This is a genomic window from Pseudomonas sp. JV241A (genome assembly GCF_900275665.1).
GTDB classification, from domain to species: domain Bacteria; phylum Pseudomonadota; class Gammaproteobacteria; order Pseudomonadales; family Pseudomonadaceae; genus Aquipseudomonas; species Aquipseudomonas wadenswilerensis.
The window spans coordinates 525,812-539,174 of sequence record NZ_OPYO01000013.1; the positions used below are offsets into that span (position 1 = coordinate 525,812).

Below are 13,363 nucleotides of genomic sequence, written 5' to 3' on the forward strand. Positions count from 1 at the left end.
GACGTGCAAGAATTGATCGGTGCGGTTGGGGCATTGTCGGCAAAAGAGCGCAAGGCCCTGGCCATCATGCTCAAAGAGAAAGGTATCAATCTCTTTGCTGTTGCACCGATCTTCAAGCGGGAGGCTGGCGCACCGTTGTTGCTGTCCTACGCTCAGCAGCGCCAGTGGTTTCTCTGGCAACTGGAGCCGCAGAGCGCGGCGTACAACATCCCGGCTGCCTTGCGCTTGCGCGGGGCCCTGAACCTGCCTGCCTTGCAGGCCGCTTTCGAGGTGCTGATCGCCCGTCATGCAGCCTTGCGCACCGGCTTCGTCCAGCAAGGCGAGCAGACCCTGCAGGTGATTCGTCAGCCAGGTGATTTCAAGCTGGCGATCCAGCCTCTCGGCGAAGGCGTGGCGACCGAGACTGCCATCGAGGCCTTCCTTGCGGCGCAGTTGGGCGAGCCCTTTGATCTGGAACTGCAACCACTGCTGCGCGCGGCGGTATTGCAGGTGGCAGAAGATGAGCATGTGCTGGCGCTGGCCTTGCATCACATCATTGCCGATGGCTGGTCGATGCAGGTGCTGGTCCGCGAACTGATGCAGGTGTATGCCGGGCAGGTTCGTGGAGTGCCGGTGCAGCTGGCCGAGTTGCCTGTCGACTACGCTGACTATGCCCTGTGGCAACGTGAATGGATGGACGCCGGGGAGCGTGAGCGGCAACTCGGCTACTGGGTCGGCGAACTCGGGCGTGAGCCGCTGGTGCTCGAACTGCCCACCGATCATCCGCGGCCGCTGCGCCAGAGTTTTCGCGGTGCGCGCCTGGAGATCGATATCGATCCGGCGCTGGCGGCAGGGCTCAAGCGGCTGGCGCAACAGCACAATGTCACCGTGTTCATGTTGTTGCTGGCATCGTTCCAGACCCTGTTGCACCGCTACAGCGGCCAGCAGGCTGTGCGTGTCGGCGTGCCGGTGGCCAACCGTACCCGGGTCGAGACCGAAGGCCTGATCGGCTTTTTCGCCAACACCCAGGTACTGGCTGCGCAGTTCGACCCATTGCTGTCTTTTGCCTCCCTGCTGCAGCAGGTCAAACAGCGGGTGCTGGGTGCACAGTCGCACCAGGATCTGCCGTTCGAGCAACTGGTCGAAGCCCTGGCGCCGGAGCGCTCACTCAGTCACAACCCGTTGTTCCAGGCCATGTTCAACCACCAGGGCAGTGCGCTTCAACGCCCTGCGCCAGGCAACGACGGGCTGGGTTTGCAGGTGCAGCCCCTGGCGCGGGAGGCCAGCACGGCCCAGGTCGACCTGACGTTGGCCACCGAAGAGCACGCCCAGGGCCTGACGGCGGCACTGACCTATGCGACCGATCTGTTCAGTGCCGCCAGCGCAGAAAAAATGGCCGGCCACTGGCGCAATCTGTTGCGCGCCATCGTTGCCAACCCACAACAGGTGGTCGGTGAACTGGGCATGCTCGATGCAAACGAGCGCCAGCGCATCACCGGTGACTGGAATGCGACCGGCGTCGACTATCCGCAAGAGGTGTGCATCCATCGCCTGATCGAGGCCCAGGTGCGGCGTACACCGCAGGCGCCGGCGCTGCAGTTTGCCGGCCAGGCGCTCAGTTATGCGCAGCTCAACGCCCGGGCCAACCAGCTGGCGCGGCGGCTGGTCAGTGCCGGTGTCGGTCCCGATCAACTGGTCGGGATCGCCCTCGAACGCAGCGTGGAGATGGTGGTTGCCTTGCTCGCGGTGCTCAAGGCCGGCGGCGCTTATGTACCGCTGGATCCTGAGTATCCCCGCGAACGCCTGGCGTACATGATCGAAGACAGCGCCGTCAGCCTGGTGCTGACCAGTGCTGCCTTGATGCCGGGGTTGCCATTGCCTGCGGCTGTGCATGCCCTGGCGGTCGATGAGCTGGACCTGGCAGGCGAGGCGCAGGGTGATCTGGACATCGTCAACGATGGCGAGCACCTGGCGTACATGATCTACACCTCGGGTTCTACCGGCCGGCCGAAAGGGGCTGCCAACCGCCATCGGGCCTTGAGCAACCGCCTGTACTGGATGCAGCAGGCGTACAGCCTCGATGCCGGTGACACCGTCCTGCAAAAGACCCCGTTCAGTTTCGATGTATCGGTGTGGGAGTTTTTCTGGCCGCTGATGAGCGGCGCGCGCCTGGTCGTGGCCCAGCCGGGGGATCACCGTGATCCGTCCCGCCTGGCCCGGCTGATTCGCGAGTCCCGGGTCACCACCGTGCATTTCGTTCCGTCGATGCTGCAGGCGTTCATGCTCGATAGCGAGGCCGTCACCTGCACCAGCCTGCAACGAATCATCTGCAGTGGTGAAGCGCTGCCGTTGGAGGTCCAGCAGCAGGTGCTGACCCAGCTGGCCCAGGCGAAACTGTACAACCTCTACGGGCCGACCGAGGCGGCAATCGACGTCACCCACTGGACCTGCCAGGCCCAGGAGCACCACAGCGTGCCGATCGGCCAGCCGATTGCCAACCTCAGTACTTTTATCCTCGACGCCGGGTTCAACCCGGTGCCGGCGGGGGTGATCGGTGAGCTGTACCTGGGTGGCGAAGGCCTGGCTCGCGGCTATCACCGCCGCCCGGGGTTGACGGCCGAGCGCTTCATCGCCAACCCGTTCGCCAGTGGGCAACGGCTGTATCGCACCGGCGACCTGGCGCGTCAGCGCGAGGATGGGGTGATCGAATATGCCGGGCGCATCGATCATCAGGTGAAGATTCGTGGCCTGCGCATCGAACTTGGCGAAATCGAGGCGCGCTTGCAGGAGCAAGCCGCTGTCAGCGAGTGCGTGGTCATTGCCGGGCAGGGCGCGACGGGGGTGCAGTTGCTGGCCTATGTGGTGGCCAGCGATGGCGCTGTGGCCATGGCCGACCAGGCCAGCCAGCAAGCCCTGGCCGATCAGCTCAAGGCTGAGCTGGGCCGGGGCCTGCCAGACTACATGGTGCCGACGCAGATGATCTTTTTGCCGGCCATGCCGCTGTCGCCCAACGGCAAGCTTGACCGCAAGGCCTTGCCTGCACCTGATCTGAATAGCGTACAGGCGGTGTACCGGGCGCCGGTCAGCGCCCAGGAACAGGCCGTGGCCGAAATCTGGCAGCAATTGCTCAAGTGCGAGCAGGTTGGCCTGGACGACGACTTCTTTGCCCTGGGTGGCCACTCCTTGCTGGCTACCCAGCTGGTCTCACGGGTGCGTCAGGCACTGGCGGTGGAGGTGGCGCTGCGCACGGTGTTCGAGCACAGCCGTTTGCAGGCCTTCGTTGCCGCGCTGTGCCAGGCGCCGAGCAGCAATCAGCTGCCGATGCAGGCCGTCGATCGCAGGGCGGGCGTGCCGTTGTCCTATGCCCAGGAGCGTCAGTGGTTTCTCTGGCAGCTCGATCCGCACAGTACCGCGTATGTGATTCCCATGGTCCTGCAGCTCGATGGCGAGCTCGATGGCGAGGCGCTTGAGCAAGCGTTCGTGACCTTGCTCGAACGGCATGAAAGCCTGCGTACCGGATTTGCCGAGCGCGATGGCCAGTGCGTGCAGCTGATCCGTGACCAGGTGGATTTCCAGGTGCGGCGCCATACCCTGGGGCAAGACGGCGATGCAACAGCGCTCAGCGACAGTTTCGTACGCCAGGCGGTGTGCAAGCCCTTTGACCTGCAGCACGACCTGCTGCTGCGCGCCGACCTGCTTGGTGTCGGCCCACAGCGCCATGTGCTGGTGGTGACTCAGCACCATATCGTGTCGGATGGCTGGTCGATGCAGGTGATGATCGACGAGTTGCTGCAGTGCTACGCCGCGCTGTGCAAGGGCCAGGTGCCGCAGTTGCCGCCTCTGCCAATCCAGTACGCCGACTACGCCGCCTGGCAGCGCCAGTGGATGGAGGCGGGTGAGCGTGAGCGGCAACTCGACTACTGGCAAGAGCAGCTCGGGCGTCAGAGTGTGGTCCTGGAACTGCCCGCCGATCATGTCCGGCCGGTGCAGCAAAGCTTGCGCGGTGCGCGACTGGAGTTGCCGATCAGTAGTCAGTTGCATCGAGCGTTGCGCCAGTTGGCCGAGCAGCAGGGGGTGACCCTGTTCATGCTGCTGCTTGCCGCCTACCAGACACTGTTGTTCCGTTACAGCGGGCAGTCGCGCATTCGCGTCGGGGTGCCGATCGCCAACCGTAACCGCCTGGAAACCGAGCGCCTGATCGGCTTTTTCGTCAACACCCAGGTGTTGCAAGCCGACCTTGATGGCCAGCAAGGCTTCGACGCATTGCTCAAGCAAGTGCGTCAGGTCACCTTGCAAGCCCAGGAACATCAGGACTTGCCGTTCGAACAACTGGTCGATGCCCTGCAGCCGGAGCGCAGCCTCAGCTATAGCCCGTTGTTCCAGGTGATGTATAACCACCAGGCCGAGCAGGCTGCAGGTGCGCAGCGTGGCGGTGGCCCGCTCGACCTGCAGATCACCAGCCTCGGTTGGTCGGGCGAGAATGCCCAGTTCGACCTGGCCCTGAGCACGCACGAGAGTGCCGATAGCCTGGCGGCTTCGTTCACCTATGCCACCGACCTGTTCGAAGCCGGTACTGTCCAGCGTATGGCAGACCATTGGCTGCGCCTGCTGCAGGCCATTGTCCAGGCACCGGGACAGGCCCTGGGTGAGCTGCCATTGCTCGCCGTTCACGAGCGTGACCAGCTGTTTGCCCTGAACCCGGCGCGTGAACCCTTCGATGCCGATAGCTGCATCGACCAGTTGATCGCCCAGCGTGCCCAGGCTGCACCGCAAGCCCTGGCGCTGATCGACGGCGAACAGTCCTATTCCCACGCCTGGCTGCAAAGCCGCGCCAACCGCCTGGCCCACCGCCTGATCGAACTGGGCGTCGGCCCCGAGGTGCGGGTCGGTGTGGCCATGGCGCGCAGTGCCGAGCTGGTGGTGGCCCTGCTGGCAGTGCTCAAGGCCGGCGGCACCTATGTGCCGCTGGACTCGGACTACCCGCGCGAGCGGCTCAGCTACATGCTCGAAGACAGCCAGGCGCAAGTGCTGCTGACCCAGGCCGGGGTGCTCGAGGCCTGGCCGGACGACATCGTCACCGTGTTGGTCGAAGACGACGCCCGCTATCCCGACACCCCGCCGGCACCGCGCGCCACGGCGCAGAACCTCGCTTATGTGATCTACACCTCCGGTTCCACCGGCCAGCCCAAGGGCGTGGCCATCGCCCACCGCAACGTCGCGGCCCTGGCGCACTGGTCGCAGCAGGTGTACCGCGCTGAAGACATCCAGGGCGTGCTGGCCTCGACCTCGGTGTGCTTCGACCTGTCGGTCTGGGAAATCTTCGTCACCCTGGCCAATGGCGGTTTCCTGGTCATGGCCCGCAACGCCCTGGAACTGCCGCAGTTGCCGGCCCGTGAGCAGGTGCGCCTGATCAACACCGTGCCGTCGGCGATTGCCGCCTTGCAGCGTGCCGGCGAAATCCCGCCAAGCGTTAAAATCATCAACCTGGCCGGCGAGCCGCTCAAGCAGGCGCTGGTCGAGGCACTGTACGCCGAGACCGCGGTGGAGCAGGTCTACGACCTGTACGGGCCGTCGGAAGACACCACTTATTCGACCTTCAGCCGCCGCCAGGCCGGCGGCCAGGCCAACATCGGCCGGCCATTGTTCAACACCGCCAGCTACCTGCTCGATGCCCAGCTGCAAGCGGTGCCGCAGGGCGTGGCCGCCGAGCTGTACCTGGCCGGCGACGGCCTGACCCGCGGCTACCTGCTGCGCCCGGGGCTGACCGCCGAGAAGTTCGTGCCCAACCCGTACGGGCCGCCGGGCGAGCGCATGTACCGCACCGGCGACCTGACCCGCTACCGCGCCGACGGCGTGCTGGAGTACATCGGCCGCATCGACCACCAGGTCAAGGTTCGCGGTTTTCGTATCGAGCTGGGCGAGATCGAGGCGCGCCTGCTCCAGCAACCGGCGGTGCGCGAAGCGGTGGTGCTGGCGGTCGACGGCGCCAGCGGCCAGCAACTGGTGGGCTACGTGGTGGCCAGCCAGGCGCTCGATGCCGAGCAGCTCAAGGCCGGCCTGCGCCAGCACCTGCCGGACTACATGGTGCCGGTGCACCTGCTGCAGCTTGAACAACTGCCACTGACCCCCAACGGCAAGCTCGACCGCAAGGCCTTGCCGATGCCGGACCTGAGCCAGCTGCAAGCCGCCTACGTGGCTCCGCACAGCGACCTGGAGCAGCGCATCGCCGCCATCTGGCAGGACGTGCTGAAGCTGGAACGGGTCGGCCTGAGCGACAACTTCTTCGAACTGGGCGGCGACTCGATCATCTCGATCCAGGTGGTCAGCCGGGCGCGTCAGGCGGGCATTCATTTCACTCCCAAGGCACTGTTCCAGCACCAGACCGTACAGGGCCTGGCGACGGTGGCGAGCCTTGGGGCCAGCGGCCTTGAGGTCGACCAGAACCGGGTCGAAGGGGCGAGCACGCTGCTGCCGATCCACCGGGTGTTCTTCGACGAAGTGCAGGTCGAGCGCCATCACTGGAACCAGTCGGTGCTGCTCAAACCGCACCAGCTGCTCGACGGCGCGGTGCTGGAGCAAGCCTTGCAGGTGCTGCTGGAACAGCACGATGCGCTGCGCCTGGGCTTTGTCGAAAACCACGGCGAGTGGCAGGCGACCTACCATGGCCTGCCGAGCCACAGCGTGCTGTGGCAGCGCGAGATCGCCGATGCCGAGGCGCTGGAACAACTCGGCCAGCAGGCCCAGCGCAGCCTTGACCTGAACAACGGCCCGCTGCTGCGTGCGGTGCTGGCGACCCTGGGCAATGGCGAGCAGCGCCTGCTGCTGGTGATCCATCACCTGGCAGTGGACGGCGTGTCGTGGCGGATCATTTTCGAAGACCTGCAGCAGGCCTACGAGCAACTGCGCGAGGGCCAGGTGGTGCAACTGCCGGCCCGCACCCACAGCGTGCGTGACTGGGCCCAGCGCCTGCAGGCCTACGCCTTGAGCACTGAAGTCCAGGCCCAGCGCAGCTACTGGCAGGGGCAACTGGCCGGGGTGCAGACGGCGCTGCCGGGCGCCCGCGCGGACGCCAGCCTGGCCAACCAGCATGGCCGCTCGGTGCACAGCCGCTTGTCGCCGGAACTGACCCGGCGCCTGTTGCAGGAAGCGCCGGCGGCCTACCGCACCCAGGTCAACGACCTGTTGCTCAGCGCCCTGGCGCGGGTGATCGGGCGCTGGAGCGGCCAGGCCGATACCCTGATCCAGCTCGAAGGCCATGGCCGCGAAGAGTTGTTCGACGACCTCGACCTGACCCGCACCGTGGGCTGGTTCACCAGCTTGTTCCCGCTGCGCATCAGCGCCACCGACGCCCTGGGCAGCAGCATCCAGCAGGTCAAGGAACAGCTGCGCGCGATCCCGGACAAGGGCCTGGGCTGGGGCGCCTTGCGCTACCTGGGTGACAGCGCCAGCCGCGAGAGCCTGGTGGCGCTGCCGGTGCCACGGATCACCTTCAACTACCTGGGCCAGTTCGACGCCAGCTTCGATGCCGAAGAGGGGGCGCTGTTCGTGCCGGCGGCCGAAGCGGTGGGCCCGGACCAGAGCCCGCAAGCCAACCTGGGCAACTGGCTGAGCCTGAACGGCCGGGTGTATGCCGGTGAGTTCAGCCTGGGCTGGCGCTTCAGCCGGGAGATGTTCGACGAAGCCACGGTGCAGCGCCTGGCCGACGACTATGTCGCCGAACTGCAGGCACTGATCGAGCACTGCTGTGAACTGAAAGAGCGCTCGGCGACGCCGTCGGACTTCCCCCTGGCCGGGCTCAGCCAGGCCCAGCTTGAGCAACTGCCGGTGGCCCTGGAGCAGGTCGAGGACATCTACCCACTGTCGCCGATGCAGCAGGGCATGCTGTTCCATACCCAGGAAGGCAATGGCGCCGACCTGTATATCAACCAGATCAGTGTCCAGGTCGAAGGCCTCGACAGCGCTCGCTTCGAAGCGGCCTGGAACCAGGTGATCGAACGGCACGAGATCCTGCGCACTGGCTTCTGCAATAGCGCAACCCTTGAGCAGCCCTTGCAGTTGGTCTACAAGCAGGCGCGTATGCCGATCAACTGCCTGGACTGGCGTGACCGCGAGGTGACCCAGGAGCAACTGCAGGCCCTGGCGGCCGCCGAATGCGCCAGAGGCTTCGACCTGCCGAGCGCGCCGTTGACCCGCCTGGCCCTGGTACAGACCGGCGCCGACCAGCACCAGTTGATCTGGACCAGCCACCACATCCTGATGGACGGCTGGAGCAATTCGCGCTTGCTCGGTGAAGTGCTCCAGGCCTATGCCGGGCAGGCACTGCCAATGCGCCAAGGGCGCTACCGCGACTATATCGACTGGCTGCAGCGCCAGTCAGCGGTCAGCCGCCAGGCGTTCTGGCAGGAGCGCCTGCGCGAACTTGAAGGGCCAACCCTGCTGGCCAGCAGTATCGGCCCGCAACCGGCGCCCGGCTTGCAGGGCCATGATGCGTTGTACCTGAAATGGGACGAAGCGCAGACCCAGGTATTCAAGGCCGCTGCACAGCGCCTGCGCGTCACCCCCAACACCCTGGTACAGGCCGCCTGGCTGTTGCTGCTGCAGCGTTACAGCGGCCAGCAGACGGTCAGTTTCGGTGCGGTGGTCGCCGGTCGACCGGCCTCCCTGGCCGGGGCCAACGAAATGCTCGGCTTGTTCATCAACACCTTGCCGATCATCCAGACCGTGCAACCTGAGGTCAGTGTCCACCAGTGGCTGACGCAGCTGCAGGCCTACAACCTGGAAGCCCGTGACCATGAACAGACGGCGCTGGCCGATATCCAGCGCTGGGCCGGGCAGGGTGGGCAGGCCCTGTTCGATAGCATCATCGTGTTTGAAAACTACCCGGTGGACGAGCGCTTGCAACAAGGCAGCGAGACCGGCCTGCGCTTTGGCAAGACCAGTGGCCGCGATGTCACCAACTACGCCATGGACCTGGCCGTCAGCCTCAATGCCACGCTGTCGATCGAGTTCCTCTACCTGCGCGAGCGTTTTACGCCGCAAGCCTGCGCACAACTCATGCAAGGCTTCGAGAACCTGCTGCGGGCCTTGCTCGACCAGCCGCACGCGACAGTCGGCAGTCTTGGCCTGCTTGACGATGCCGGGCTGCATGCCCTGCAACAGCGCAATGCCCTGCCGCAGGCGGGCCAGGCCCAGGCCCTGAGCGAGGCGATTGCCACCCAGGCCCGGCTGCGTCCGGATGCCGTGGCGGTGGTCTGCGCCGATCAGCAACTGACCTATGCCGAGCTGGAACAACGTGCCTCGCTGCTGGCCCAGCATCTGATGGCCCAGGGGGTGGGACCGGAAGTCTTTGTCGGCGTGGCGCTGGAGCGTTCGGTCGAGGTGATCGTGGCGTTCTATGCCGTGATGAAGGCCGGCGGCGCCTATGTGCCGCTGGACATCGACTACCCGCGCGAACGCTTCGACTGGATCATCGAGGACTCGGCCATGGCCGTGCTCATCACCCAGCGCAGCGTCCGTGAGCGGCTGGGGGACGCCCGGGTGCCGGTGCTGCTGGAACTGGACCAACTGACCTTGCAGCCCGATGCGCCGCAACGGCCATGGCCACGCGCCGAAGCCGACAACCTGGCGTACCTGATCTATACCTCCGGCTCTACCGGCAAGCCCAAGGGCGTTGCCGTGGCCCGCGGCCCGATTGCCATGCATTGCCGGGCCATTGCCGAGCGTTACGCCATGAACACGCAAACACGCGAGCTGTTGTTCATGTCGTTCGCCTTTGACGGTGCCCAGGAGCGCTGGCTGTCGACCCTGCTGTGCGGCGGGTGCCTGATCGTGCGCGACAATCAGCTGTGGACAGCCGAACAAACCTTCAATGCCCTGCACGAGCAGGCGATCACTATCGCCTGTTTCCCGCCGGCTTACCTGCAGCAACTTGCCGAGTATGCCGAAGGCCGCGTGCCGCCGGCGGTGCAGGTCTACTGCTTTGGGGGGGATGCGGTGGCCGAGGCCAATTTCGAGCGGGTCAAACGCACGCTCAAACCGCGCTACCTGACCAACGGCTACGGCCCGACCGAGACCGTGGTCACGCCACTGCTGTGGAAAGTCGACGCCAACGCCCAGTGCAACGCCGCCTACGCGCCGATCGGCACACGGGTCGGCGAGCGCACCCTGTATGTGCTCGACAGCCAGCTCAACCCGCTGCCAATGGGCGCCGCCGGTGAGCTGTACATCGGTGGCCAAGGGCTTGCCCGTGGCTACCATGCACGCCCGGGGCTGAGTGCCGAGCGCTTCGTCGCCGACCCGTTCAGCAGCGAGGGTGGTCGCCTCTACCGTACCGGCGACCTGGTGCGCCAACGCGAGGACGGCGTGTTCGATTACCTCGGGCGTCTTGACCATCAAGTGAAGATCCGCGGCTTTCGCATCGAGCTGGGTGAAATCGAGGCGCGTCTGCGTGAGCAGGAGAGTGTCCGCGATGCGGTCGTGGTCGCGCGCCGCAATGCCCATGGCAACCAGTTGATCGCCTATGTGGTGGCCAACAGCGTGGCCGGGCTAGAGAAGCGCTTGCGCGGTGCGCTGCAGCAGGTGCTGCCGGACTATATGGTGCCAAGCCGGATCCTGGTGCTCGATGCCTTGCCGCTGAGCCCCAATGGCAAGGTCGAGCGCAAGGCGCTGCCGGACCCGGAGGCCATCGAACGCAAATACGTGGCGCCGCGCAACGAGCTGGAACAGGCGCTGGTGCAGATTTGGCAGGAAGTCCTGGAGGTCGAACAGCTCGGTATCACCGACAACTTCTTCGAGCTCGGTGGTGATTCGCTGCGTATTCTCAAGGTCTTGAGCAAGGTCCGTAGTCGTCCCGCGCTGGGTTTCGAGCTCAAGCTGCGGGACATGATGAACAGCCCGACCATTGCTCAGCTCAGCGGCTATGAACCGGCGCAGGAGCAAGGGCTCGACCCGCTGCTGTTGCTCAACGCTCGCTGCCCGCAGGTGCCGCCGTTGTTCTGCCTGCATGCCGGTTTCGGCACGGTGTTCGACTACGAGCCGCTGGCCCGTCAGCTGGATGGGCAGTGCAGTGTCTATGGTCTGCAATGCCGAATGTTGCTGGACCGGGACTGGCAGGACGAATCGCTGCCGGCCATGGCCATTGATTACGCCCAGTACATTCGCCAGAAACAGCCGCAAGGCCCTTACCGCTTGCTGGGTTGGTCGTTGGGTGGCGCCCTGGCGTTGCTGGTGGCCGATGAACTGGTACGCCAGGGCCAGCAGGTAGCGTTCGTTACCCTGGTCGACAGCTTCATCCCATCGGCGCAACCGGTCGCGCCCACCAGCGATTACACCGGCGAGCTGCAGGCCTTCCTGGCCGTGGCCTTGCAGCGCGAGGTGCACAGCCTGCCCGCGCTGACCTGCCAGGCCCCGTTGCAGTACCCGGCGTTGCTGGAGCTAGTCGGCAGCTTGCAGCAAGGCGCTGAACCTGGAATGGGCTTTGATGCACAGGACCTGGCCCATGGCTTCATGGTCGCCATGCGTTTGAAGGCCTTGAGCGAGCAACTCCAGACGCTGCCTGAGGTGAGCGCCCCGGTCCATTGCTGGTGGGCGGGCGAGCCGCAGGGCACCGATGTCGAGCGCTTCGAGCAGGGCCTGACGAACCGGCAAGAGCGGCAAGTGCTGGCTACCCGTCACGATGAGATTCCACGTCATCCGGCCTTGTTGCAGTCTCTGCGCGATCAATTGTGCAGCCTTGAAGCAATCGATGGCTGAGTCTTCCCGGGCCCTGCTTGCAGGGCCCGTTTTTCACTTTATTGAAGGATACGATGATGCATGTGCATCCTGACCTGGCGGCGTTTCTCGAACTGGCCGAGCTGGGCCGGCTGACCGGGAGCAACCGGCCTCTGCATGAATTGCCGGTGACCCAGGCCCGCGAAGTGTTTGAACAGGCTTCGGCGGTGCTCGACCCGACGCCGCCGGCGCTACTGACTGTCAGCGAACTGACCCTGCCGGCGCGGGATGGGGTGTTGTTGCCGGCGCGCCTGTACCGCCGGCCGGGCAGCGACAGCAAGCCGTTACCGGTGCTGTTTTACCTGCATGGCGGTGGTTACGTGGTCGGCAGCCTCGACTCCCATGATTCGGTGTGCCGGCGTCTGGCGGCCAGCGGCCGCTTCGCGGTGTTCGCGCCATCCTATCGGCGCGCGCCGGAACATGGATTTCCGGTACCGCTCAACGATACGCTCGACGCGGCCAACTGGCTGGCGACGCAAGCCGCTGCGCTGCAACTGGACAGCCAGCAGGTGATCTTCATCGGCGACAGCGTTGGCGCCTCGCTGGCCAGCGTGCTGAGCCTGACCGCCGTGCACCACCGCGATCAATTGAACCTTGCACCGCGGGCGCAGATGCTCCTGTACCCGGTGACCGACCTGTCCCGTGAGCGTGACTCGCACCGCACCTACGCTGAAGGCTACTTGCTGGAAACCGCCACCTTGCGCTGGTTCTATCGCCAGTACCTGGGGGCGCATGGCTCGGCGACGGACTGGCGGGTTTCACCGCTGCTGCACCCGGACCCGCGCGGCTTGCCGCCCACCTACCTGGCGGTGGCGGGTTTCGACCCGTTGCACGATGAAGGTCTGGCCTATGCCCAGGCTCTGGAGCAGGCCGGGGTTGCGCTGACCCTGCGCCGGGTCGAGGACATGACCCATGACTACCTGCGCATGTCAGGGATGGTGGCGGATGTCGAGGCTATTTACGCCGAGCTTGAGAGCTGGGCGCTGAACCAGTTGGGCTGAAGGTGCGGGCAAAAAAAGGTTGTTCATGGAATCCTGGGTTGGGATGTTGAGGCTGCGAGTTTATCCATTCGGTGTGGGGCTGCTGCTGGCCCCTTCCGCCTTTACGGCGGGTCCCTTTTGTCTTGGCAAAAGGAACCAAAACCGCTTGCTCCTGCATACGGCCCTACGCTGCGCTTCGGGTCCCCTCGCTACGGCACCTTCCGGGGCATCGCGGCCTACGACTTGCTTCGCCAAGTCTACGTCTCGCGTCTTCGGCTATCGCCGAAGGTGCTGCGCACCGCCCCTACAGGCACCTCCGCTCGGCCTCCTGAAGTCGCCTTTCGCGGCGCCTGGAAGTACGTGCATGAACATCAAGATCAAGATCAAGATCAAGATCAAGATCAACATCAAGATGAAGCAGTCGGTCCTCGCTTCAGCGTCAGCTTGGCGCCGCCATAATCTGCTTTCGCAGATACGTCAGTGCAGGCGCCGCCCGTAACTTCGCGACTTCAGGAGGCTGAGCGTAGGTGTCTGGAGGGGGCGGGTGCGTAGCACCCTTCGGCCCAGGCCGAAGTCGCGAGACGTAGACTTGGCGAAGCAAGTCGTAGGCCGCGATGCCCCTGGAAGGCACCGTA

3 protein-coding genes are annotated in these 13,363 nt (G+C 65.2%); all 3 read left to right on the forward strand.

Features of this window, described 5'->3' with window-relative positions:
• Positions 1-3 precede the first annotated feature (3 nt).
• The 3 genes from JV241A_RS09055 to JV241A_RS27795 all read left to right on the forward strand — a co-directional run bounded on the left by JV241A_RS09055 (position 4) and on the right by JV241A_RS27795 (position 13,227).
• The gene (locus JV241A_RS09055) at positions 4-11,730 is read left to right on the forward strand and encodes a non-ribosomal peptide synthetase (protein ID WP_134062043.1); all 11,727 of its coding nucleotides are present in this window, start codon (positions 4-6) and stop codon (positions 11,728-11,730) included.
• A gap of 56 nt (positions 11,731-11,786) precedes the next feature.
• Positions 11,787-12,749, forward strand: coding sequence for an alpha/beta hydrolase (locus JV241A_RS09060; protein ID WP_134062045.1), 963 nt, complete (start codon positions 11,787-11,789; stop codon positions 12,747-12,749).
• A gap of 343 nt (positions 12,750-13,092) precedes the next feature.
• Entirely contained in the window at positions 13,093-13,227 is a 135-nt protein-coding gene (locus tag JV241A_RS27795) for a hypothetical protein (protein ID WP_275670878.1), read from the forward strand.
• The last annotated feature ends 136 nt before the right edge of the window (positions 13,228-13,363 follow it).

Coding starts and splice junctions, on each gene's coding strand:
- JV241A_RS09060 (WP_134062045.1), top strand. CDS start 11,787: ATGCATGTGCATCCTGACCTGGCGGCGTTTCTCGAACTGGCCGAGCTG.
- JV241A_RS27795 (WP_275670878.1), top strand. CDS start 13,093: ATGAACATCAAGATCAAGATCAAGATCAAGATCAAGATCAACATCAAG.